At 36.4% G+C, this 25708-nt stretch carries 22 protein-coding genes; 17 read left to right on the top strand and 5 right to left on the bottom strand.

Annotation, left to right across the window (positions count from 1 at the left end; translation table 11 throughout):
* The first annotated feature begins 104 nt into the window (after positions 1-104).
* The 3 genes from Q360_RS0111560 to Q360_RS0111550 are packed head-to-tail and all read left to right on the top strand — an operon-like array spanning position 105 to position 1963.
* On the top strand, positions 105-542 hold the full coding sequence (locus Q360_RS0111560) for an OB-fold protein (protein ID WP_027077244.1): 438 nt from the start codon (positions 105-107) through the stop codon (positions 540-542).
* Positions 535-1083: a YceI family protein gene (locus Q360_RS0111555; protein WP_027077243.1), complete on the top strand. Its 549-nt coding sequence runs from the start codon at positions 535-537 to the stop codon at positions 1081-1083. The genes Q360_RS0111560 and Q360_RS0111555 overlap by 8 nt, the downstream gene beginning before the upstream one ends.
* The gene (locus tag Q360_RS0111550; RefSeq protein WP_027077242.1) at positions 1073-1963 is read left to right on the top strand and encodes a DUF5777 family beta-barrel protein; all 891 of its coding nucleotides are present in this window, start codon (positions 1073-1075) and stop codon (positions 1961-1963) included. Before Q360_RS0111555 ends, Q360_RS0111550 begins: the two co-directional genes overlap by 11 nt.
* Positions 1964-2526: 563 nt before the next feature.
* Here the strand turns inward: Q360_RS0111550 and Q360_RS27425 are convergent.
* Positions 2527-2664 carry a hypothetical protein gene (locus Q360_RS27425; protein WP_394331949.1) on the bottom strand — a complete coding sequence of 46 codons (138 nt, stop codon included), beginning with the start codon at positions 2662-2664 and terminating at the stop codon, positions 2527-2529.
* A 970-nt stretch (positions 2665-3634) separates the two neighbouring features.
* Between Q360_RS27425 and Q360_RS23050 the strand changes: the two genes are divergently transcribed.
* The 10 genes from Q360_RS23050 (at position 3635) to Q360_RS0111495 (ending at position 18809) form a co-directional block, all read left to right on the top strand.
* Positions 3635-4192: an RNA polymerase sigma factor gene (locus Q360_RS23050; protein WP_036195793.1), complete on the top strand. Its 558-nt coding sequence runs from the start codon at positions 3635-3637 to the stop codon at positions 4190-4192.
* A gap of 151 nt (positions 4193-4343) precedes the next feature.
* Positions 4344-5510 (top strand): FecR family protein, encoded by a 1167-nt coding sequence (locus Q360_RS0111535; protein WP_027077241.1) that lies wholly within the window; start codon positions 4344-4346, stop codon positions 5508-5510.
* Positions 5511-5577: 67 nt separating this feature from the next.
* Positions 5578-9105, top strand: coding sequence for a TonB-dependent receptor (locus Q360_RS0111530; RefSeq protein WP_027077240.1), 3528 nt, complete (start codon positions 5578-5580; stop codon positions 9103-9105).
* Positions 9106-9121: 16 nt separating this feature from the next.
* A complete protein-coding gene (locus Q360_RS0111525) occupies positions 9122-10504 on the top strand; it encodes a RagB/SusD family nutrient uptake outer membrane protein (protein ID WP_027077239.1) in 1383 nt (460 codons plus the stop codon).
* A gap of 186 nt (positions 10505-10690) precedes the next feature.
* On the top strand, positions 10691-11578 hold the full coding sequence (locus Q360_RS0111520; protein WP_027077238.1) for a PIG-L deacetylase family protein: 888 nt from the start codon (positions 10691-10693) through the stop codon (positions 11576-11578).
* Between the two features lie 61 nt (positions 11579-11639).
* On the top strand, positions 11640-12902 hold the full coding sequence (locus Q360_RS0111515; RefSeq protein WP_027077237.1) for an MFS transporter: 1263 nt from the start codon (positions 11640-11642) through the stop codon (positions 12900-12902).
* The gene (locus Q360_RS0111510) at positions 12899-13744 is read left to right on the top strand and encodes an ROK family protein (protein ID WP_027077236.1); all 846 of its coding nucleotides are present in this window, start codon (positions 12899-12901) and stop codon (positions 13742-13744) included. Before Q360_RS0111515 ends, Q360_RS0111510 begins: the two co-directional genes overlap by 4 nt.
* Positions 13745-13759: 15 nt before the next feature.
* Positions 13760-16408, top strand: coding sequence for an exo-rhamnogalacturonan lyase family protein (locus Q360_RS0111505; RefSeq protein ID WP_027077235.1), 2649 nt, complete (start codon positions 13760-13762; stop codon positions 16406-16408).
* A gap of 132 nt (positions 16409-16540) precedes the next feature.
* On the top strand, positions 16541-17128 hold the full coding sequence (locus Q360_RS0111500; protein ID WP_027077234.1) for a cysteine dioxygenase: 588 nt from the start codon (positions 16541-16543) through the stop codon (positions 17126-17128).
* Between the two features lie 163 nt (positions 17129-17291).
* Positions 17292-18809, top strand: a complete 1518-nt coding sequence (locus Q360_RS0111495; protein ID WP_027077233.1) for a sodium/proline symporter — start codon at positions 17292-17294, stop codon at positions 18807-18809.
* Between the two features lie 339 nt (positions 18810-19148).
* Here Q360_RS0111495 and Q360_RS0111490 read toward each other — a convergent pair whose 3' ends face one another.
* Together Q360_RS0111490 and Q360_RS0111485 are read right to left on the bottom strand one after the other, a co-directional pair.
* A complete protein-coding gene (locus Q360_RS0111490; protein WP_027077232.1) occupies positions 19149-19646 on the bottom strand; it encodes a phage integrase SAM-like domain-containing protein in 498 nt (165 codons plus the stop codon).
* A gap of 60 nt (positions 19647-19706) precedes the next feature.
* Entirely contained in the window at positions 19707-19994 is a 288-nt protein-coding gene (locus Q360_RS0111485) for an Arm DNA-binding domain-containing protein (protein WP_027077231.1), read from the bottom strand.
* A gap of 894 nt (positions 19995-20888) precedes the next feature.
* Between Q360_RS0111485 and Q360_RS0111480 the strand changes: the two genes are divergently transcribed.
* Positions 20889-21056: a hypothetical protein gene (locus Q360_RS0111480; protein ID WP_156950090.1), complete on the top strand. Its 168-nt coding sequence runs from the start codon at positions 20889-20891 to the stop codon at positions 21054-21056.
* 684 nt (positions 21057-21740) lie between these two features.
* Here the strand turns inward: Q360_RS0111480 and Q360_RS0111475 are convergent.
* Both Q360_RS0111475 and Q360_RS0111470 read right to left on the bottom strand, forming a co-directional pair.
* Positions 21741-22208 carry a Fur family transcriptional regulator gene (locus Q360_RS0111475; RefSeq protein WP_027077229.1) on the bottom strand — a complete coding sequence of 156 codons (468 nt, stop codon included), beginning with the start codon at positions 22206-22208 and terminating at the stop codon, positions 21741-21743.
* A 1244-nt stretch (positions 22209-23452) separates the two neighbouring features.
* The gene (locus Q360_RS0111470) at positions 23453-23806 is read right to left on the bottom strand and encodes a DUF6686 family protein (protein ID WP_027077228.1); all 354 of its coding nucleotides are present in this window, start codon (positions 23804-23806) and stop codon (positions 23453-23455) included.
* A gap of 271 nt (positions 23807-24077) precedes the next feature.
* On the opposite strand from Q360_RS0111470, the gene Q360_RS0111465 reads away from it, so the two are divergent.
* The 3 genes from Q360_RS0111465 to Q360_RS0111455 form a co-directional block, all read left to right on the top strand.
* Positions 24078-24503: a hypothetical protein gene (locus tag Q360_RS0111465; protein WP_036195770.1), complete on the top strand. Its 426-nt coding sequence runs from the start codon at positions 24078-24080 to the stop codon at positions 24501-24503.
* 2 nt (positions 24504-24505) lie between these two features.
* On the top strand, positions 24506-25201 hold the full coding sequence (locus tag Q360_RS23045) for a class I SAM-dependent methyltransferase (protein ID WP_051554681.1): 696 nt from the start codon (positions 24506-24508) through the stop codon (positions 25199-25201).
* Positions 25202-25233: 32 nt separating this feature from the next.
* The coding region (locus Q360_RS0111455) for a flavodoxin (protein WP_036195767.1) at positions 25234-25708 on the top strand (475 nt) is incomplete at its 3' end.

Below are 25708 nucleotides of genomic sequence, written 5' to 3'. Positions count from 1 at the left end.
CAAAATACATATCTTAAATTTCCTGTGTTAGGAAAGACCGTGCAGACAACAAAAATAAGATTTGATTTTAGATTTTTTAATTAGCAACTTCAAGAGAAGATAAAATGAAAAAAATATCAAAATTTTTACTGGCTACAGTAGCAGTCTTTGTATTGGTTTTCAGCATGCTTTACTTTTATATCACAAGAGAAAATAACGTAAATATAGCGGCTGCACATACAGAAATTCAAATCTCATCTGAAAGCTTAATTTCTTCCTTCTTAAACAATGAGAGTTCTGCAAATTCAGAGTATATTGAAAAAACTATAGAGATAGCGGGTGTCATCAAGGACATCACTTTTTTAAACAATCGCTATACCGTATTATTGCAAGGAGAAACAGATTTTTCTTGTGTAATTTGCGACATGCAATCAAATCAGTATAAGAGCATAAAAAAATTAGAGTTAGGGCAAAATATCGTATTAAAAGGCATTTGTAAAGGCTTTCTTATGGATGCTATTTTTTTAGACTGTATTATACTTAACCCCAAAGACAATGAGTAAAACTTGCACCATCATTCTTATCTTTATACTTTATTCAAGTCTTAGCCCTAGAACGGAGCAATACATTACTAAACAAGGGAAAATTTCATTCTTTTCGTACACTACAGTAGAAGACATAAAGGCGGATAATAATCAGGTTTTAAGTATTATTGACTTAGCGAAAAACGAAATAGCGGTGAGCATGCTCATGAGAACATTTGTTTTTGAAAAAGAATTGATGCAAGAACATTTTAACGAAAGTTATATTGAATCGGATATCTACCCAAAAGCAACATTTGAAGGGATTATCCAAGATTTTGATTCATCTATAGTGGGTACACAGACCAAAGTAATTAAAGGTCCTTTGACCATACATGGCATCACTAAAAATGTAGAAATAAAAACAGATATAGAGAACACTCTGGGTAATTATATACTCTCTGGCGAATTTGATATATCCATTGAAGATTTCGATATTAAGGTTCCCGCATTGTTAGCTCCGAATATTGCAAAAACGATATCCATTTCATTTAAATTCGAATACCTACCCTATGAAAAATAAAAAGCTTTTTTTCTTACTATGTTTTGTTTTTGGAATGGCTTTTGTACAATCTCAAGACCTTTTAGAAACCATAAATAAAGAGTATCCAAACGAACCACTAAAGGCCCAAGCCACCTTTAAAACGACTAGGATTTCCATTGGCCATTCTGTGGAGACGCGAAAACAAGGCCTTCTTGAGTTTCATGTAATGAACCGGTTTTGGAATACGCCAGCACCAAGAACACAAAGCTTTGTCGCAGATCGCATGAGCAGCAGAATAGGTCTGGAATATGGCATAAATGATAAATTAACCTTAGGCGCAGGAGGTACCACTTGGGATGGCATTTTCGATGGTTTCCTAAAATACCGTTTAGTACAACAACAAATCAACAAAGGCGGATCCCCGTTAAGTATTACTTTGTTCCAAAACATGTCTTACCGCAGCAAGGCAACAGACAATATTTATGCCTTCGATAGTTTTGGTGACCGTCTCTCTTTTACGAGTCATTTATTAATGGCTAGAAAATTTACACCAAACTTTTCATTACAAGTTTCACCTACCCTGATACACAGAAATTCGGCTTTGTTCGAGGAAGATCCACAAACGCAATTTGCCATCGGTCTTGGCGGACGTTACAAAATAGGACATCATGTGTCCATTGTGTCCGAGTATTATTATGTTGCCAATCCTTTAGAAACTATAAATACGTATAATGCTTTTGCATTAGGAGTTAATTGGGAAGTAGGGGATATTATCTTGCAATTTCAATTGACCAATGCAAGGGCCATGGTCGAAGATGCCTTTATCACCAAAACCAGGACAAATTTTAATTTTAACGATGGTAATTTACACTTTGGGTTCAATGCTACATATATTCTACATTTAAAGCGAAATAAGTAATAGTCCTAAACGTAAACTTATAGTTTACGGCTGTTAATAAGAGCCCCGATAGCTATCCTGGTTGGTGCAACATCAAGAGGGGGGAGCCCAGCAAGAATACCTATTCCTAGCGTTTACACTCCTGATGCTTTTTTTATTTGGATATAATTGGGACATGAAGCAATTTTTCTTTGCAGCTTAAAGACTTCAACGCTCAAATTAAACTAATACCCCACAAATTTTATGAAGGTATTTATATTGAATGAACTTTTTAGTTACGTAAAAGGTGAATGAATAGAACTATGAAAAATAATAACGAACGCAACCGGAATCATTTATTCGAAATGCTTTTCAACCTAGTTTCGTAAAACGGCCATTTAATGGAACTGTAAAACGTGATACTTAAAATCCATTCCTAAAATATGAATACCTATTGTTGCAAATGAAATGATAATTTTAGTTTACAGGATAATTATTGAAATAAGAAGCGTGTTATATCTCTCCATGCTACTCAAATAATTGTGAAGCATCTATATAATTCAAACGATTGCTTACCATAAAGTTCCTTCGATACTCGCTAAATATCAGGATACCGCTGCTTTTTTAGCGTTCCGTAACTTTTTCCAAACATCAAGTTCCCAAGGGGCTTGTAGACCAGCCATGTAATCTGGTAGCGGATTGGGAAATTCCTTGTCTGGCTCGATATCGGTCGTGGCTTCCACAGCTCCGTTTCGGGTATAGCGACCTGGTTTTACGACTTCTGCACCACCCTTAAATCCTACATAGGGTAAGTATTCACCCTTTCTCTCACAGACTTCGTTTTTAGCGATTTGGATTTCCTGCTTCTGAACAAACGCATTACTGACAATGACATATAAGAATTGATTTTTTTAAGATTACTATGGAACGTGGTATTGTCGTAGCTACCCTTCTTTTTCTTTGCGATGTTTAATTACCTGTAACCTCTGCTTTTCCTCTTGTTTGTGATTGAAAAGGAAATAGATTTGGTAAGTATTTCAACACAACTTACTTTTTGAATTTACTCGTTTACTAAAGATAGAACTACTACTTAGGTAGCAGTTCTCATTATTTTTTAAAATAAGCTGAAAACTGGTTTTACTACCTAAGGAACTGGTTGGATTAAATTAGTATAAATACGTTCCTAGACAGGCGATACATGCAGGGGCTTACATTCAAATTAGCGTCTTTTTTATGACATTTGTTTCTTCTTGATGGTTCCCTAACATATTTATTATACGGATAAAGCGGTTCTTTTAGTATTCCAGTTGTTCTTGGTAAGAATCACACATCAATCACTATTCCTTTGTTTATAGAGAGTTCTGTTTATAGGCTGATTATACTGGTGACGATTTGTGAAATATTATGATGATTTTTAATTGATACAATAAAAATTAAAAAACTAAGAATCTAAATTATTAGAAAACAGTTTGTATGTATTTTTATTTTTATACTTTTAAGATAAGTTGTTGGAGTATACATCTATAGTTCGGTCTTTAAAGATGATGACATCAATTAAAAGAGTTGGTGAACATATTTTACAGATAGTCTTAAATTTTATTCTAATTAATTTCGTGGAACATATAGTCTTAATCAGTGGAAGTAAAGTCTTTTAAATACAAAGTTATACTCTTTTTGGACCTTGTTCTTATAGCTTGATTTAAATTGTTTGTTGTGTCAACCGAACCAAAATACGTAAATGAAAAAATTCTCATTGAAGAGCTAAAGAAAGGCTCTGAAGAGGCCTATGGTTTTTTTTTCAAAAGCTACTACCAAGACCTTTGCAACTATATTACAGCTGTTTCTGGAGATTTTAGGGTTGCCGAAGAAGTTGCACAACAGGCTTTTATAAAATTTTGGGACAAGAAAGAAATAATTCACATTAAAGAAGACAGCCTTAAAAGATACCTTTTTGTAATTGCGCTTAATCTTTTTATAGATACACAAAGAAAAAAAAAGAAAGAATTAGCATTCTTAGATAGCCTTAAGCAGGAGGCACATTTAGAAATTTTAGAGACAGATTCCTCACTTTTTGATGAAAGATTGAAACAGATGGAAGTAGAAATTGAAAATTTACCCGAACGATGTAAGAAAGTATTTATAATGGGTAAAAAGGATGGTCTTAGGTATAAAGAAATTTCAGAAGAGCTGCATATTTCTATTAAGACTGTTGAAGCACATATGTCCAAAGCCATAAAAAGACTTAGAACACAGTTATCCCTATTCTTCTAATTTGGTATGAATTATTTCTTAGTTTATGTGTTAATAAGGTACACGGGCTATTTCCTTAGTATTCCAAATTAATTTATTAAAAAATTGAATTAACAGTAAGGGTTTTTAATAAAATCTACGTCTTTTAAATAAGGAGACTTAATTTTTTTAGATGACCAAGCTTGACATTAGAAGAATAATTACAAAATATCTTAACCAAGAAGCAACCACAGAAGAAGTTTCAATACTTTATGAATGGGTGAAGAAGGAAGGGAACCAAGAAGTATTTAAGAAAATAATTCAAGCTGATTTTTTAATTAATTACCAAAGTAAATCTTTGGATTCTAGACCCGCTTTCACACAATTTTTGAAAAGTATTAGAGATAAGAAGACAGGAAGGTTAATGTCATTTTATGCTAATAAACACGTATGGGGATATGCTGCAGCGCTATTGGTTTTAATTACGTCTTCTATCTACTTAATTACGAACACGAATTCAACAGCCACCCTTCAACCAACGTTTGATTCAAATCAAATAACCCTCCAATTAGATACTGGTGAGATTATCAATCTGGAGCACGATAATGATACTATTTTAAAAAGCAAAAATGGAATTGCTAACATTTATCTTAACCATGGTACAATACGTCATGATTGGAAAAAGACTAGTGGAGTTAAATCCGATAATAATGTTTTAAGAGTTCCTAACGGTAAAATTTTATCAGTCATATTGGAGGATGGATCAGTTATTAAGTTGAATTCTGGATCAGAATTAAGATACCCTTCCAGTTTTGAAGGTAAAAGCAAAAGGGAAGTCTTTTTAAAAGGAGAGGCATTTTTTGAAATAGCCAAAAATACAAGTAAGCCTTTTGTGGTAAAAACTGATGAAATGTATACCCAGGTGTTTGGTACCGTGTTTAATATATCCAACTACGATGAGGATACTATATCTGAAGTGGTATTGGTAGAAGGTTCTATTGGTGTTGGTGCTGAAAAAGATTCTAATGGGGAACTTCTTACCATGTTAAAGCCATCTCAAAAGCTTACGAATTCTAAAATTTTAAATCAATCATTTTTTATTGAAGATGTGGATGTAACTCCATACATAGCATGGACCAAGGGTATTGTGTATTTTGAAAATGAAAAAATGTCAGAAATCATAAAAAAATTGGAACGTCAATTCAATGTTCACATTGTTAATGAAAGTGATATTCTGGGTGAATTAAGGTTTACAGGTATGTTTGATAAAGAGGATATTGATTTAGTATTAAAAACAATACAAACCCACACCTATTTCAATTACACCAAAAACGGAAAAACGATAATAATTAAAAAATAACAATGCCTATGACTAAAATCAATTGCTAACAAAAGAGAAATCAATTACTAACTAGACCAAATTAATTATGAAAAAACAGAAAATCATATGTGCTAAAGCTCTAAAGTTTCCAAAGAGCTTAATGTTATTCTTATGTATGCTGCTATTTTTTAGCTACGCTAATGCAAGTAACTGTGCACAGGAAAACATTGTAACCATTAGTCTTAAAACTAAGAATCTTGGTCACATATTTGAAACAATAACAAATACGACAGGGCATAAATTTTTTTACGAAGCATCTGAGGTAAATTTAAACCGTAAAGTAATCATCAAAAAAAGTAATCTTTGTGTTGAAGATCTTTTGAAGGAAGTATTCGATGGCACAGATTTGGATTATCAAATACTGTCTAGCCAGATTGTTATAACCAGAAAGGAAACCATCAAATTGGGTAATTCCGCTCCTACCATACAGCAAGAGCTGCCTAATTTACAGACAAGTCTTAAAGGAATGGTTACTGACATGAGCGGCGTACCTTTACCAGGAGCAACTGTTATAGCAAAAGGCACAACTGTTGGAGCAACAACTGACTTTGATGGAAATTTCGAAATTTTAATGCCAACAGGTGTTTCTAAAATTCGAGTTTCCTATTTGGGATTCAAATCTAAGGAAGTTGAAGTTTCAGGTCAAACCTCGATTACTGTAAGTCTTGAGGAAGATGCGGCAGCTTTAGAAGAGGTCGTAGTTGTTGGTTATGGAACCTTATCTAAAAAAAGAGTAACGGGTTCCGTAGTTTCTATTACTCCAGAAACTATTACTGAGGTTCCGTCATTAAGTCCAGAGGCTGCTATCATTGGCCAAGTTGCTGGTGTTCAAGTTCAAGAAACTTCTGGTGAGCCAGGCGCAAGCCCAAACATTCGGATTAGGGGTTCAGGCTCCATTTCCGCTGGGAATGACCCATTATTTGTAATTGATGGAATCCCAATATCTAGAAACCTTACATCAGTGGGCGTTAACGGAGGCGTGGCCCGGAGAAGATCAGCTTTTCAGCCACCGCCAGTTAATCCACTTGCAACTTTAAATCCAAATGATATTGAGTCAATCCAAGTGTTAAAAGATGCTTCTGCTGCTGCAATATATGGTTCTAGAGGAGGAAATGGAGTGTTGTTGATTACTACAAAAAAGGGATCAACGACTGACGAGGGTAAGTTTTCATTTGACTCATTTATTAGTATGCAGGATGTCGCTAATAAAATTGATTTAATGAATGCTCCGGAACTAATAGATTTTACCCGAGATGCACGGAATAATAATTACCTATCCTCGGTACCAGGAGCGTCTATTGATGATCCTATTGGACCAGGCGATAGAGGTAATGCCAACTATGAAATGCCTCAATCCTTCATCGATTGGGACGGTACTGATACGGATTGGCAAGACACCATGTTTAAGACGGGTATCGTAAACAATTATAATTTTTCATATGCGTCGCCAATTAAGAACAACACAAGTTTCTTTACATCTGTTGGGTATTATAAGCAAACTGGTGTAGTCGAAAAAGCAAAATTTGAGCGTTACAATATGATGTTAAACTTAAATTCTCAGCTAACGGATAAACTGAATTTAGATTTAAGAGTAGCCCCGACAATCACTGAAAATCAAAGAGTACCTGCATCTGCACCCTATTTTGCTAGACCACCGGGTGTTATTTATTCAGGGCTGGTGCATTCGCCAACCGTAGCGCCTTTAAATCCTGATGGCACTATAAACCAACGGAATAACCAATCCTTTTTGGGTGGGGCAACCACAACAGCTAGTAATCCACTAGCCATTATTGAAGGGGTAGATGATGAAATATTTCAGTTTCAAACCCGAGCATCCCTAGGTCTATCCTATGATATTTTACCTGAGCTAACCTTTAAAACTTTTGGGGGTACCTATATTAATTTATACAATCAGGATTTGTACAGAGGGAATTCATTATTGTACAGAAATTCTGCTGAAGGTGAGTCTTTTGCGCAGGCAACTTCTTCTACTGAGGTGAATTGGGTGTGGGAGAATACCTTGAATTGGGAAAAGGAATTTAATGATCATTTTGTAAATGCTGTTTTAGGATATACAGCCCAAAAGGACAATATTTCAATAAAGCAAGTTTTGGCAGACAATTTCCCAGATGACTTGGTAAAGACAATAAGTGGAGGGCAAGTATTTGCTGGTAATTCAGTACAAGAACAATGGACTTTAGCCTCCTCTTTGTTTAGATTGAATTACGCATTTAAAGACAAATATCTTTTTACTGGAACTATTCGTTCTGATCGTTCTTCACGGTTTGGAGCCGATAATCAAACAGGATACTTCCCATCAGTTTCTGCGGGATGGCGTTTAAATGAAGAGAGCTTTTTGCAATCGGTTGAGGCTATTTCAGAATTGAAACTTAGAGCTAGTTGGGGTGAAACAGGGAATTTTGAAATCCCTAATTATGGAGCAATTGGCCTGCTTTCCCCTGATAATTATAACCTTGCTGGAAACGAGGTGAATGGATTGATACAAAGTACCATTCCCAACCCAGAATTAACTTGGGAGAAATCGCAACAAATTAATATAGGTCTGGAGTTAGGTCTTTACAAAAACAGGGTCTTTTTATTGGCGGATTATTATACCACTAAAACGTCCGATTTGTTATTGAATGTAAGTATCTCTTCAGTTTCAGGTTTCCAGACAACGTTACAGAATTTGGGAGAAGTAGAGAATAGTGGATTTGAATTAGCACTAAGTACTAAGAATTTTGTTGGAGAATTTTCATGGGAGACCAACTTAAATTTTTCTACAAATAAAAATGAAGTACTATCTCTTAATGAAAGCAATGAACCTATATTTTCGGCAGGTAGTGCTGGTGTTAGGCACGTAACTAGGGTTGGAGACCCCATAGGCAGTTATTATGGTTATGTGGTAGATGGTATATATCAAACTCAAGCTGAGATTGACGATGCACCTGCAGATACACAAGCTCCAAATGCAGCACCAGGTGACTTTAGATTCAAGGATGTTGATGGCGATGGTCAAATAACTCCAGATGATAGAACGGTTACAGGAAGTTATTTTCCTGATTTTACATGGGGTATTAATAATAGATTCAGGTATAAAAACGTTGATTTTAGCTTTTTGATTCAAGGGGTTGAAGGAAACGAGATTTTAAACCTGACATCACGCCACATGAAAAATGGAGAAGCAAATTTCAATGCTTACGGCATACTAAATCAAAGATGGCGTTCAGCTGCTGAGCCCGGAAATGGAATAGTGCCAAGAGCTGATAGGGAGACCGGTAATCATGGGAACAACAACAGACCCTCTTCTTATCAAGTAGAAGACGGATCTTTTATTCGTCTAAGAAATGTCACGTTAGGATACTCAGTGCCAGCTAAGAAATTATTTGGTAATAGTGGTATCGATAGACTAAGATTTTATATTACTGGAACTAACCTTGTTACATTCACCGATTATTTAGGGTATAACCCAGAGGTGAGTAATATATCCAATAATAGCTTGACTCCTGGAGAAGATTATGGAGCATATCCACTAACAAGGTCTTTTACCATGGGAGTAAATCTAACTTTTTAATTTAAAACTGTAAAAGATGAAAAAAATAATCATAGTATTCTTAATGACATGCGTAACATCAGCATGCAGTGAGGATTTTACGGACTTAGCACCAATCTCCAATAGGAATGAGGCTGATTTTTATAATACTGCAGATGATTTTGGAGCTGCTATAAATGCAAGTTATGCAGGACTGCAGGATGCAGGTGTGTATAATAGAGCCTATTGGGCTTTGTTTGAAATGCGTTCAGATAACACGGATCAAGGCCCAGATGCAACGGGTTTGGCTAGACAATATACAGAAATTAATCAATTTACCGAAGATCCATTAAACGAACAGGTGGATGCTGCCTGGAGCGGATCATATCGGGTAATTGCAAACTGTAATGTTATTCTTGAAAGGATAGACAATGTCGTTGACATAGAAGAAGCTGTCAAAAACAGTATCATAGGCGAGGCAATTTTTCTTAGATCGTTAATGTACTATCATTTGGCAGTTGCCTTTGGTAATATTCCATTACAATTAACTCCATTTGCTCCTGGTGATGATCTTACCCAAGTAGATGCGACTACTGTTTATAACCAATTGGCATCGGATTTAGCGGTTGCTGAAGGCAATCTATCTTCAAGTAATACAATTAGGGCCAGTAAAGGAGCAGCGGCTACGTTACTAGCAAAAGTTCAGTTGACCCTTGGGAATACTGCTGAGGCTGAAACTACTTTACGACGAGTTATCAATAATTACAACTATGAATTAGTAACAAATTATGCCGATTTATGGGGTACAGGTAATGAGAATAACGTTGAGGCCATATTTGAGGTGCAGTTTATAAGTGGTGGTATAGGTCAAGGAAGTCTTTTAACAAACGAGTTTTCCCCAAGTGGTGATTTGCAGACTGGGCAGGGATTTGGAAGAAATAGACCAACTGATGTGCTTGTAAACGCTTTTGAGGAAGGGGACTTACGTTTTGAGCCTTCTATGGGCACTTCTTGGATTAATGTTAATGAAGAGGTTATAGAACAGAATTATGTAAGGAAATATGAAAGTAATCCACCGCAAGAAAATGATTCAGATAACAATTTTGTGGTTTTTAGATACGCAGATGTGCTATTAATGCTTGCGGAAGCTCTAGGAGAATCACCGGAAAGCTATGACTTGATAAACGAAGTTAGGACTAGGGCTGGGCTGGATGCTATAGATGCTACGACGCCAGGTTCTTTTCAAGACAAATTACTTAAAGAACGGCAAGTGGAACTTGCATTTGAAAATCATCGTTGGCCAGACCTTAAAAGGTTTGGAGTTGTAACTGACAAATTAATAGAATCGGAGTCCGATGTTATTAATGCAGGGGATATAAGAAACGTATTCTTTATACCGCAGCGGGAAATAGACATCAATCCAAATTTTATCCAAAATTAATGACCATCAATAGCAATGAAATGGCTTAATTATTTGAGTTTGTTTGAGTGAACCCATACTATGAATTTCCTTTTTATAGTGCTATGGGTTCTTCTCAAATAATAGTACTCGATTAACTGTGCTTTCAACGCTTTGAAAAGATGCTATACTAATACCTGAGAAATTTTAATTTAATAGAATAACGTTATGAAGAAATTTACATTAATTATATGCTTGTGCTTAGCATTTACGATGGGTCAAGCACAAGAAAAAAAAGTATTGAATATACTAGCTATTGGTGCACACCCAGACGATTGTGATTCAAAGTTTGGAGGGACAGCAGCATTGTTTGCTAAAATGGGGCATAATGTAAAATTCTTGGCTCTTACCAACGGTGATGCAGGGCACCAAAGTATGGGAGGTGGTCCATTAGCCAAAAGACGCAGGCTAGAGGCTAAGGATGCGGCAAAAGCCTTGGGTATAGCGGAGTATGAGGTTTTGGATAATCATGATGGTGAATTGTTCCCAACATTAACTGTAAGATTAGAAGTTATAAGAAGAATTCGAAATTGGGATGCGGATATCGTATTAGGACTTAGACCAAATGATTATCATCCTGATCATCGGAATGCGGGATCGGTTGTGCAGGATGCTGCGTACATGAACATTGTGCCCAATGTTGCTCCAGATACCCCGCCGCTTAAAAAGAACCCTGTTTTTCTTTATATGAGTGATAACTTTAAAAAACCTTATCCTTTTCAAAAGGATGTTGCGGTAATAATTGATGATGTTATTGATACGAAAGTAATGGGATTGGCAGCGCATGAGTCGCAAATGTTTGAGTGGCTACCGTGGACCAATGGAACTGATCCCGCTACAATTCCAACAAGTAAAACAGAGCGTTTGGCTTGGTTAAAGGCAAGATGGATGAACAGAAAACCAGATGCAGGTACTTTGGAGGCTGTTAAAAAATGGTACCCTAATGTCAACACTTCAAACGTTAAGCAAGTTGAGTTTTTTGAAATTTGCGAATATGGGAAGCAGCCAACAGACCAGGAAATCAAAGAAATGTTCCCGATGTTGGGTGGTAAGTAACTCGTGGGTCGCCAACCTTTCCCAATATCATTCATAATTTTAATAACCAACCAAACTTATAATGGAAAATAGTAAGCCTACTGCAAAAAGGTATTACCATATTATTGGATTGGTAATGCTGGTATTTTTCGTAATATCCTTCATTACCAACATACTTAATTCGATTATTGTAGATGTTAAGGATAGTTTTGATTTAAGCCTTACTTCCACTGGCTTTTTACCGTTCACGTTCTTTATAGCGTACGGGATTATGTCAATACCGGCAGGGTTCCTAACCGAAAAGTATAGTGAAAAAGTATTACTCTCTGTATCATTCTTTGTCATGACTTTGGCTTCTTTGGGTTTTGCTCTATTCCCTGGTTATGGAACTTTTAGTGTAACACTGTTCACTTTAGGTTGTTGTATGGCCGTTTTGCAGGTGATCATAAACCCAATGCTACGGGTAGCAGGTGGAGAGGAACATTTTGCTTTTAATTCTGTACTGGCGCAGTTAGTTTTTGGTGCGGCATCTTTTTTAAGTCCATACCTCTATAAATATTTGGTAAATACAGAAAATGAATCAAGTGGTACGTTAGGAGATGTCCTAAGGGGATATGTGCCAGAAAATCTGCCATGGGCATCACTGTATATCGTGTTTGCTGCAATAGCACTTTTTCTATTTTTTTACGTCTTTTTTACCAAGTATCCAAAGTTTGAAAAAACTGAAGAGGAAAAAGCAGGAGATAGCAGTTCCTATTGGGATCTCTTAAAGAACAAATGGACCTTGTTATATTTTCTGGGAATCTTTTGCTATGTAGGAACTGAGCAAGGGGTTGGTAATTGGATTTCTCAATTCTTGTCTCAATACCACGGTTTAGACCCACAAACGGTGGGCGCAGATACTGTGTCTTATTTTTGGGCAATGTTGACGGTAGGATGCCTTTTAGGACTGGTATTGATAAAGTTTATGGATAGCCGTAGATTACTCATTTGGGCAACTGTAATTACCATACTCAGTCTTATACTAGCATTAACAGGCTCCTCAAAAGTGGCACTGATAGGTTTTCCAATGGTTGGATTTTTTATCTCTGTGATGTATTCGATTATTTTTTCATTGGCGCTTAACTCAGTCAAAGAGCACCACGGTTCATTATCGGGTATTTTATGCACTGGAATTGCTGGTGGGGCTATAATACCATTTATCGTTGGAGGTTTAGGTGAGATGATGACGCTTAAAGCTGGAATGTTTTTTCTTATTATACCCTTGATTTTTATACTAACCATAGGTTTTTGGGCCAAACCATTGGTCACTAATAAGACTTTTAGTTTATCGAAAGACGTATGAATCTAGGGAAACCGCAGGTTATAGGTGTTGATATTGGTGGTACTAATATCAAAACTGGACGGATATTTGGCAACGAGATACTTCAAAGTTATTTGGTTGAAGTAGCACGTGATAATTCCGAAAAAGTCATACTGGCAAAACTTTTTCAAACCATAGATGAAATAATGACAGATTCGGTTGAAGCTATAGGAATAGGAGTTCCGGCCGTGGTTAATCCAGAAACAGGTGTTGTTTATGATGTGCAGAATATACCTGCATGGAAAAACGTTCCGCTAAAAGAAATGGTTGAGCAGAACTATCAGGTTCCGGTATACATAAATAATGATGCCAATTGTTTTGCATTGGGTGAAAAGCACTTTGGTAAGGCAAAAGAGTACGCTAATTGTGTGGCCCTTTCCTTAGGTACCGGACTCGGCATGGGTATTATCATAGATCATAAGTTGTATAACGGTGTTTTGTGCGGCGCTGGGGAAGTAGGTATGCTTCCTTATAAAGACGGCATTATGGAGCATTATGCGGGTAGCTTTTTCTTTGATAAAACACATGGACAATCCGCAAAGAGCCTATTTAAAAAAGCGCTTGAAGATGATTCAATTGCCTTAAAAGCATTTAACGAATATGGCTTTCATTTAGGGCAGGCCATTAAATCTATTTTATATCTATATGCGCCAGAAGCAATTATTCTCGGAGGCTCCATAAGCAAGGCATATCCTTTCTATAAAGAAGCTATAAAAGAATCACTTGATTCGTTTGCTTATCAAAAACAAATAGAACATTTAAAAATAGAAAAATCTGATTTGGCAGATTCTCCGATACTGGGGGCTGCTGCACTTTGTCTCTAAAGAATTTTTATAAAAATGAGAAGAATTATAACAATACTTATCGCATGTTTTTTAGTAACATCATGTGAAACTAAAGAATCTGGTAAACAAGTAAAAATCACCATTGAAAATAATACCTTGGGAGCGCCAGTTACGCTTGGGATACCATTTCCAAAGGGAGAACTCTATTCACCTGACCATATACGTTTACTAACTTCTGAAGGCATTGAGATTCCTTGTCAGACAACTGAGGTAGCAAACTGGGGTCCAGTAGATGATAGTATAAAATGGGTGTGGGTTTTCTTCTTTTCGGAAGAGGCATCGGATTATGTGCTAGAATATGGGGATTCAATTGTACCAATACGTTCTGAAGAAAAAATTGTTTCAACAAACAATATGCGACCTGAAGGAGGTATAGATGTTAATACGGGACCACTTTCCTTCTCTATTCATAAAATGGGTAATGGTTTTCTAGATGAAGTTTATTTAGATTCTGACAAAAATGGGGCATTTGAAGAGCGTGAACTTATTGGTTCTTCACCAGAGGAAAATAGAGGTTCTTTTCTAGATCTTTTGGATGATGCGGGGATAGATGCTTCTAAAGCAGTTATCAACGAAGTTTTTAGGGAAAAGGGTTCAGGGCCTATGCATAATATTTTTAGAATAGAGGGGACTTATAGGTATAACAGGCCAGATAATAATCTATCACCATTTACCATGTTGCTGCATGCTTATGCCGGTAAAAGTTATATCAAAGTATTGCATACATTGACCTATACTGGGGTGCCGGATAAACATAAGATACAGGAAGGGGAACATCACTCTATAGCCACCCAGAATAAAAGCATTTTGCCTGAAGATACCGAGGAGGACCTAGGATGGACGCAGCCAAATGACCAAATAGCAGCTAGTGGAATTCAACTTAAGTACCATCTTGACGAAAACGCAAACGTATCTATTCCAATAAATGAAGGAAGCTGGCAAGATGACCAAGCTAAAACTATTTTGCAGGAAGTCTCTTTGAACGAGGAACAAGCCGTTAAACTTTTACAAAAAGGCCCTGCAAGAAGGAAAAGTACAAGCTTAAGAAGTGCTTACCGTAACGGATTTAAAAAAGAAGATAACAAGGAGTTAAATAGTGAACTCGTATTCGAAGCTACAGTTTCTAAAGGGGAGACTAATGTGGCGATATCTGAAAGAGCAAAAGGATGGGTAAATATTGCTGACGGGAAAAGAGGTGTAGGAGTTGGAATAAAGAATTTTTTAAAGGAATATCCAAAGGGTATTGAAATTGATCCAATATCTGGAATACTTACAGGCAGTATATGGCCATTAGAAAATGGTCCTATGAGCTTTGAAAGGCACAATACCGAACAAGATGGTGGAATGCTTGCAAATTTTGCTCAAGGCATCACCAAGACCACGGAATTTATATATTATTTCCATGACAATATAGATACAAAAGAAGTGGGTCAGAAAATGGACTATGTTCTTGACAGTCCGGTAGCCCATGCTGCACCTGAATGGTATACGGGTTCTAAAGTTTATGGTAACATGGCGCCCGCGTCAACCAAATTCCCAAAGTTTGAGAATGCTTTGCAGTATAGATATCAATGGTGGGGCTACAATCAAAAGCATGAACCTTGGTACGGTATGTTCAATTATGGGGATGGGAAGAGTTATTTCTTTAATGATCGTTGGGTACAGTGGACCAATAATGAACCCACGGTTGATTTTATGCTTTGGACGAATTTTATGCGTACTGGAGATGCAAAATATTTTAATATGGCTCAAGCAATGAGTAGACATACAATGGATGTAGATAACATTCATTGGCCTAAAAAGCGGACATATTATGGTGCGAATAATGATGCTATTGATTTTTGGAATTATGAGAACGAACCAGAATCAACCCCTTATTTAGGGATTGGGAGAAGGCACGCAAACGAACATTGGTATGCCTTATTAAGCGCGCATGTTTGGATTCAGGGTTGGATTGCATCTTATTATCTTTCTGCTGATCATAGGGCTTTGGAAGTTGCCAAAATGACGGGAGATACATACCTTAACAGAATATGGGGCGAACACGATTTAAGAGGGCGTAGATTGTACTTATCCGTTCTTAATCTTGTGGAACTTTATGATGCAACCAAATTACAGAAGTATAAAAAGGAATTAGATGAAAGGGTGAGTTTAATGCTAGAATTCCAAGAAAGACAGGGAGGGAATCTATTATTAGATAGATATGGCTATAGTCAACCCTATGTAACTCAAGGCCTCTATAAGTATCAACAAATATTCAATGATGAAAAGGTCAGAAAAGCGCTATTAAATCATGCCAGATGGGTTAGGGATGTGCCGCCATTAAATCATGAAATGGAATCTTATTTAGCCACTATTTATCCCTTACTTCTTGGATATGAATTCAGTGGTGAAAAAGGATATTTAGAAGAAGCCTTGGCAAGGGCAGAGGTTTTAAAGGTTGGTGAATTACAAAAATTATCAGAAGAATATACTGATTCAAAAAAATATAGTGAGGATCTTTTGAAAATATCAAACCTTCCAGAAAGTAAAGGGCGTTTTACTAATTGGCAGACGAATCAAGGTCTTCGCGTATTTGGATGGACTCATGCGTACAACATACCTTACTTATTGTATTGGATGGACCAAGAGAATATTGAATAAACCAACCAGTATATATGGTGGCTTACCCTCTTGTTCGTTTTCTATTTACTAACTTAGTTTTAACAACACAACTAGCCGTAAAAGAACAACTTACAGGCAATAATATTAAATTTATTTAATCTTCCATAAAATATGAAGGAGCTTATTGAAAAAATCAAGTCATTTGAAATTGACGTCAATTTCAACACCTTAGGTGAATTTATCAAGGCAATACATATAGATAGTATCAATTACCATGCATTCATCAATGCGCCAGAAAATATAGGTGATTATGGAAGAAATATATTAACAGTTGACCCATTCGAATGTATACTAATAAATTGGCCGGCAGGGGTAGAAAGTGCTGTTCACCATCATAAAGGTTTGTTTGGATACGTTTGGGTTCTTGAAGGAGAATTGGATAATGTCTCCTATAAGTTTGATAATAATAAACTCTTAGAATACTCAATTGACAGATACGAGAGGGATGGTTTGACTCCTGAGCCTGATGGTATTATCCATAAACTTCGCAATAACTCTAAAACCAAAAGGGCAATCACATTACATTTTTACTATCCAGCTATTCACAGTTTTGAAGGAATGAAAATTTTTAATTTAGAAAATGGTCAAGTGGGGATTTTAAGTAAACAAGCAAAAACAGCAAATTGGAGTTTAAATACGGGGCATTTTAAAGAGATTCTGGAGAATGCATTTGAGTTTGTTTCGTTAAAAAAAACGTAAACATAGTACATAATAAAAGTCCTATTTGTTGAAAATAAATATGCTGCTAACCGAACCTAAACGGGATTAAACCTAGTTTAGCCAAAACGGAGTAGCGCACCAAACCATTCCCAATTGCTCTTTAAAAGAATACTATCTCAATAGCGATAATCAAAAACACATAATGATTACAAAAATCACTGTCCTAGTAATTTATGTCTCCATTCTATTTTTAATCGGAATACTAGCCTCGCGGCGAGTCAAAAGTATGAGTGATTTCTATTTAGGAGGAAAAAAAATGGGCTTTTGGGCTGTTGCCTTTTCTGCTAGAGCAACGGGGGAATCCGGATGGCTTTTAATAGGTTTAACGGGAATGGGAGCCATGGTAGGCTATTCTGGATATTGGGTTGTTGCTGGAGAATTACTCGGAGTTTTTATCTCCTGGCAATTTATGGCTAAACGATTTAAAAGACGGTCTGATGAATATGAAGCGATTACAATACCGGACTATCTTCAAAGTCATTTTAAATCATCTACAAACAGTCTTCGAATCATCTCTGCTTCTGCACTAGTAGTTTTCGTTGTCATATATGTCGCATCTCAAATGGATGTAACGGGAATCGCGTTTGAATCCTTGCTGAATATTGACTATCGAATAGGCGCCCTAGTAGGTTTCGCTATTGTTTTGGTCTATATTTTCATTGGTGGATTCGTAGCTGCGGTTTGGTCAGATATGTTCCAAGGGGTTTTAATGTTTTTTGGATTGGTTTTACTACCCATTGTTGTGTGGTTCTCTATGGACCATGGAATTGGAATAACCGAGGGCTTAAATGCCATTGACCCCACCCTAACACAAATAATGGGGAGAAGTAATGACGGGTGGATGAACTTAGTTACGATTCTAGGTTTCTCGATGATTGGATTGGGCTTCTTAGGGTCACCACAAGTTTATGTTCGTTTTATGTCAATTAAAAGTGAAAATGAAATTGATAAAGGAAAGTGGGTTGCACTTCTTTTTACGCTCCTAACAGGTGCAGCAGCAGTAACGATTGGTATTCTTGCTCGAATTTATTTCACAAAGGAAGGGCAGGATCCAGAAGCAGTGTTAGGAACTGGTGGTGAAAATGTTTTAAGTATGTTAACCCATGAGTTCTTACCAACAATTCTAGTTGCAATCTTCATTGCTATTGTGCTATCAGCGATTATGTCAACAATTGATTCGTTACTCATTCTTGCCTCTAGTGCTATTACGCGTGATTTCTACCAGAAAATATTCAGACCTGATTTAAAAGACGAAGACTTAACGAAATTTTCTAGGATTGTTACTGTTATTATGGCACTAGTTGCACTTGGCATAGCCATTTTATTATACAACCTTTATCCTGATAGGCAGATTTTCTGGATTATGGTATTTGGCTGGTCTGGAATTGCCGCAACCTTCTGTCCTGTAATTATTTTATCTCTTTTCTGGAAGGGCTATTCTGAAAAAGGAGCTATTTCTTCAATGATTACTGGGTTCACGTCAGTGATATTATTCAAATTTGTATTTGTAAATATTGAAGGAATAGACCTATATCTTAAAGAATTAGATGTGCTAGCTCCTTCCTTTGCTTTAGCAATGATTGTAGGGTATGTCGTATCAAAAATATTTCCACCCAAGAATAGTAAAAGTGGAGAAAGCACCGACTACAAAAGAGATTAAAACAAGCGTTTACACTAAACGTGTGTTATGTGTCTATTACCGAAACTGCGAAAACCAAACGAGATAAAATTAATCAACCAAATATTTGTATTAACGCTGACTTCTCCCAATAACCCAAGTAATCGCTGATTTTGAAATTATAAATAATACTCGATTGAAAGGGCCTCGCTGAAGATGGAACCTACGGTAATTTATTGTAGTGTCCCGGAATTTTTTGTTTATAATTTTCAATTTGTATGGGTATCAAAACATCTTGGAGTAACATTGGAAAGACATAGTTGGTGTCCCTCCTATTCTTATTGTAATCATTTAGGACCTCTCTAAAAGGTGGAAGAATCTTTAGAGAGAAATTGCCCTGTGTTTTAGCCCGTCGTAGGTAACCCTTTGATTGATTATTTCTGACCATCTAAGACGTATTATAGCTGTAAAATTTATACCTCGGGTATAAAAACTGAATAGAAAGTAATTTTTAGTATTGCTGTACTGGATATCTTCTTCACAATCTACATTTTTAAAAAACGCTATTTCTGCGATTGTTAAGGGATGCTTAATTCGTTTACCTCTATGCTTTGATATCTTGTGTTTATGAAAAGGGTAGAGGTTCTGTTTTATCAAATCTATACGTATCACTAAATTAATGATAATACGAAGGCTTCGCATACAAACTGCAATACCACCATTGGTGCCACCTCTACTTCTTAAAAAGACTTCGTACTTATCTAAGAAGGTCACATTGATTTCACGCATGTGTAAAACTGGTTTTTTATAAAACCGTTTTAGAGAACGAATAGTATCATGGTTATTACGCGCATAATCTGTTCTTCCTGAAAGAATCAAATCCTTAACAAAAGATTCCTAAAATCCGAAGAGGTCTATTTTACATCTTTTAGAACCAAATCAGAAGCGTCTTTCAAACTCATTTAAGGTGAAATCAATATCGTTTATTTCATATTCTGAGATGATATTCCGGGCCTTAATTTTTATGGTGTCCAAAAGGCAATTGTTTTGCATCGCATTCGGATGTCTTGTCTTAAAATAATGCGCTTTATCGTCCCATCGCTCTTTTTTCACTAAGAGTCCGGTAGCGATACTCTTTTTCTGACGGTCTTTTAGCACTTGTAAGATGATGGAATGCTTCCCGTCCAAGTGGGTGTTAGGCTTCAGTTTTAGTTTGTTGCTTACCATGATTTTGCTATTAAGGGGTGACGCAAAGTGAAACAAATGGCACTTTTGGTGCAAACGCATTAAAACAAGTGAAGACTAGGGTTTCGAGAGGTTGAGAGAAATGAAAACGAATGAAAAAGGTAAATAATCGCACTGTTAATCAGAGGGTCCTTGGTTCGAGTCCAGAGGTGGAGCTAAAAGCGGCAAAGGCTTCGTAGAAATGCGAGGCCGTTCTTTTTTGGTAGGGGTGAAATATATAATAACTCTTATCCCGTTCAAAACCGAAAAGACTTTTAAAAGTTAACGGGCATAGCTTTGATGTTCCCTTTCAGCAATCTCGAATTGTTCATAGGGTAGATTATGATAATACGAGCCTTTTTAAGACTACCTAAAAACAAGCAGGCAGGACTTCTTAAAACTGTTGTCAGGAAAACAGATTTCCTAGAAATTGGTATGCTTGTCATTGACCGATAGGAAACTGCCCAACTTTAGGCTCTTTTCGAGCTCCTGAACTATATCTCCAAGGAGAACTTAGAAGGTTATTATGGAGAGAACCTTGCTGGTCTCTGCAACTACATCACTTTAAATTTCAAATCAAAGGAGAAGGAAGGTGTGGTAAAGGAGCTTCACAAGGCATATTCGGGATGGAAAAACTGTAACCTCAAACGTCTAATGGACCTAAAAATAGCTATCGAAAACCACTTTTTATTACTGGCATAGCACTAAAATAAAAAGGAAAGAGAACGAAAAGGGGAGAAGCCTATCCTTTACTTGACGCTATATCGTATTACAGCCAAATTGCTTTCAAATAGTTCCATGGACTAATTATGGAAAATATGTAAAAACATAATATGAAAGCCTATAGACAAACAAAATGCTTCCTTAGTACAGTTACTTCTCGAAAAAATAAATCATTTGGACGAAGCCGCGTTCGTCAAGAAGAAGGTGTTCAACGTTACCAATCTAAAGGTGTATACGCGATGGGGCCTTTCCAAGATATACAAGCTGACCTCGGCATGGTTGATACTCTTTTCCAAGCCTACCGATGGCTCTTTGTTCTTTGATAGGGAAAAAATCAAGTAATGGTTGGTAAAGAATCCATCGCATATCTTAGAGAATATTGAGGAAAAGGTAAGCACGCATCTGAGAAAGTACCATGGTAGTAAATCTTCACCAAATGCAGACACTCCACCTTGCTGGTTGATAAGGCCTCCATCAAAATGACTAGGGCAGTATGTAATATAGAGGAGGGAAGAGTTTCGTTTGAAAAATATCGTGAGCTTATAAAGACGAGAGGTGAAGACAGGTGAATCTTTAACAAGGTTCTTGATAGCATACTAAAATTGAACCGACCTTCAGGAAATCTCATTTAAAAATAGAACTGGATATAGTTGAACTTAAGAACCGCCAACTAAAGCTGAACGCAAAATAGAAACTACCCTGATTCAAGTAAAAGTAAAATACGCTCTATGCGGTTTTGCTTTACGCTTATCTACCGGAACACTAAAAAAACCGTACAAGATTTTTGCGCGGTCAAGCTGTTGTAATATTTGGGGATTTAGCTTAATGTGGAAATTAGGATACCCATTAAATACCTAAATAAAGGTTGCTTTAATGCTGATTTTGAGTAGGGTATGCTTTGTTTTAAATAAAGTATTGAGCCTCTGAAATTTTAGGGCAAGACGATACTTAAGGCCAGTATTGATTATACCATAAGGGCCTTTTGTAGAATCAACAGGCGTCTCAAAAAAATTGGCGCTATTGTACTCAAATAGCCTGTTTGTTCTCTACTTCGGTGTTCGAATTTCTAGTGCCATAGAAATAGAGCGAATGATTATCGATTGTAATATCAAAAATTTCCTCAATCGTTTTCTTTATTGATTCTATTCGTGGATCACAGAATTCGACTACTTCCCCTGTGTCGGTAAGAATAATATGGTCGTGCTTTTTATCAAAAAAAGATTTTTCGTAATGTGCATGTTTACCGCCAAATTGATGCTTACGAACTAGACCGCTTTCCAAAAACAAATCCATGGTGTTATATAGCGTTGCACGGCTTACCCTAAAATTCTTGTTCTTCATATCAATGTAAAGGGAATCAATATCCAAATGCTCATCAAGACTATAAATCTCCTCTAATATCGCAAACCTTTCTGGCGTTTTTCGATGTCCGTTTTCCTCCAGAAAAGCGGTAAATACTCCTTTTATGATATTGAAACTACTAACGCAAGCCATACAAACCTTTTTGTAAAATTACAAATTTGATTTTTATTAGGTATTTTACGACCCCATTTTATTTTCAAACATAAATTACGTCTGAAATGAGTCTTTAACTATCCTGTTATTATACGCCAATAAAGGGGCTTATTGACTCCATAACCCATAAAAATAAGCCTAAACCACGTCCATTATTCTTCTAAATCATTGTTATTTGAAAAAATAACGTCACGGTTAAAAATAATCTGAAAGCTCAAAAAATAGTTGAGATGGATTTAGATTAAAAGTAAAGCTGTTTGTTTCTCCTGTTCCGATTAGTAAATTTGTAGCATCGCTAGTTTCAGAATCCGTGGTTGAATAACCAAGAAAACCTATTCCCGTTTCTAAAGCGAGACCTTTTGATATAACATAAGTACACCGATGTTTTCGTCGGTTCCATCGCTACTTGCATTAGCATAGCCTAATTCTCCGTGGAGAGAGTGCCAACTTTTTACCAACCGGAAAAAAGCACCTAACAAAAGGTGCTATAGCTAAGGTATTTGTTAGTGTAGAATTGTATGATTAATGGTCTTGCCCTCAATGAAGGAGTTTTCTGTGTTTTGAAAGCTGTACCCAAACCTTAGGCCTAGGATAGTATTTTCAGCAATCGAATAACCGATATTCGGTAAAGCCGTAAAACTTATGGTTTTGTTTTCACGGATTAAGGGTTGTTTGTTTGCGGTATTCTTAAAGGTGTTGAAGGTAAGATTACCACCAACATTCCATCTTCCTTTGGGAATGGTCAGTTTATCTTTTGATGGGTTTCAGGCATTACCGATTACTACGGCAAAGAGGGGTGTAAGAAATCGAACTTTTTTCATGTGGTTAGTTCTTTAAATTTGCTGAGATAAGTAGCACTCCCTAATAGCTTAGCAAATGTGAATTGACACTAGTTTAACGCTTCTACTACATCAGTTTCGGCGAGTGGTCTCGTTCCCTATTCCCATGTTATAAAGTAATAAAACAAAACCAATTTTCTTCCTAACCATCGCTATAAAACACGGTGAATGTGCATATTTTGTTCCATCAGTTTAGTACGTACCACTTGTGATGTAGCACATCAGTATCCGTTTTTAAATGTTTATTTTATTCATTTTTGATTGTGATGAACGGAAAAGTCCAACTTTTCTGCGAACCTTGCCTTTAGAGAAATAAATAAACGTCAATTTCTTTCGCAAGGTTTGTCATTGTAATTATTTCACTTTTGTAGTAGTGCGGAGGCCTTAATTCAAATACTGTACATAATCCATTTCCGATAAGCTAATTGGAGCGTCTATTTCAGTACTTGTTTTAAATAAAATCGCCTTCAGGGAATTGAGTTCTCGCCTATTAAACACTATGGCGAGGTTCTGTTGCATGGTCTGTATGGGAATCCTTCGTTTTAATAGCACACGGTCGCAAGAAGATTCCCAGTATGCTACATCAATCTGTGAAACGAATTTTTTAAAGCATTCCATTTCGGACTGTTTAAATTCTAGATAGATATTATTGAAATATAGATGATAGATATCACAGGTAGAACAATAGGTAAGTTGCCCATCTTCATTTTTAGCCAACGTATGTACTTTATGACACATAATCTCAGTTTTATAGGTTTGTATTAAGTGATTAGAGTAACAGATTATTTCAATTTCTGAGTTAGTTGAGGAGTTTCTTATAAAAAGTAACTCTTACAACATAATTAAAAAGAGAGTGGCAAGTAATGCGACAAACCACCCCCTAAACTAACTAAATGTAAGTAATACTATCTTTTATGAAACGCCAATTCGATCAACAATCCGTCCCCAGCTAACCTACTATGAAAGCATAGATTAAAGATGTATGGTTCTTTCATTATTAAAATAGTACATGTTAAAAGTATTAAATTTATTTAGATTAAATATAAATAGTAGTATTTTTATCGCCAATAATAATAAATACAATCCCATGGATCTTATTTACAAGAATGAATACGGTGCCACGTATCACGTAAAAAACAGTCAGAATCCAGAATGTGAAATACAATTGGTGGTAGATACTGTTGGCCTTTTTATGTCAAGAGCCGATTTGGCATATTTGTTAGGTATTGTCCAAAAGTCACATGGTCCTTGTGGTTGTTCTGAATGTGGTGAAAAATGTGATAAGATTTGGTGTAAGAATCCATTAGTCGATATCTGCCTGAAAGTTGACGAACCAATTTTACACAGAATGGAAGATTTAATAAAGGGGACTCAATTTACCTTGAATATGGATGCCACGTTAAAGAAGAATAGGGTAGCATCAAAGGATTCTTAGCAATGGTAGTACCCTCCAATACTGCAATCCTAAATCTCGCAGAACAATTACGCTGTCCAAAAGGGGAGGCAGGTAAAGACCTAGGTAGTATTATGTATGAAAGTAATAAGGGGATGATTATTGACTCTATTGCCGTGCTACGGATTAAGGACAAGAATAGAATACTGGAAATAGGCCCTGGTAGTTGTGCCCATCTAAATGTACTCTTTAGGCAAGCAGCAAACCTACGTTACTTTGGATTGGAAATTTCTCAAGTAATGGTGGATGAAGCTAACAAAATCAATTGTAAGTCCGTAAGCGATAGAATAGCCTTGTTTTTAAGATACGATGGAATCAAGATACCATATGTACATAATTTCTTTGATCGGATTTTGACGGTAAACACTATTTATTTTTGGCAGGACCCCAAAGCTTTTTTATGTGAAATCTATAGGGTGTTAAAACCAGATGGTATTTGTGTTGTAACTTTTGTCGAGGGATCGTTTATGAAAGACAAGCCGTTCGTAGACGAATCTTTTGGCCTATACGATATTGCCAAATTCGCTAATCTAGTTTCAGAACAGCATTTTAAAAGCCTGGACATTCAGACAAGAAACGAGGATGTAAAGGACAAGACTGGTATAGTGGTAAATAGACCATTTTTAGTGGCTACCCTTCAAAAAGTGGCAAAGTACAAATCAGAAAAGGAGGATTCCTAATCATTATGTTTAACAGACCAAGATAGAAGGATATGGAAATCGATAGAACTAAAATTGGGCTAGTGTATGGAAGTGATACCGGTGCTACTGAGGATATTACGTACGCTATAGTTCAGAAATGTGAATTTTGGGAGATTGATGTACAAGCGGTTTCAAAAATCGATACCTCTTACTTTGAACAATACGATTTTATCATTTTGGGTTTATCCACTTGGTACGACGGAGATTTGCAAAGTGACTGGGAGGACTTTTTTGAGGATTTCAAAACCGTTGATTTCACAAATAAAATTATTGCAATCTTCGGTCTGGGTGATCAATTCGGTTACGACGATTACTTTATCGATGGTGTAGGTATGCTTGCTGAATTTGTTCTTAAAAACGGAGGGAGAATAATTGGGCATTGGCCATCTGAAGACTATGACTTTTCAGCTTCCAAGGCTTCGGTAGACCAAGATACTTTTTATGGCCTCGCCTTGGACGAGGATAACGAATCACATGCTTCTGAAG

This window comes from Maribacter antarcticus DSM 21422 (assembly GCF_000621125.1).
In the GTDB taxonomy this organism is placed as follows: domain Bacteria; phylum Bacteroidota; class Bacteroidia; order Flavobacteriales; family Flavobacteriaceae; genus Maribacter; species Maribacter antarcticus.
This window is presented reverse-complemented; position numbering and strand designations above follow the sequence as displayed.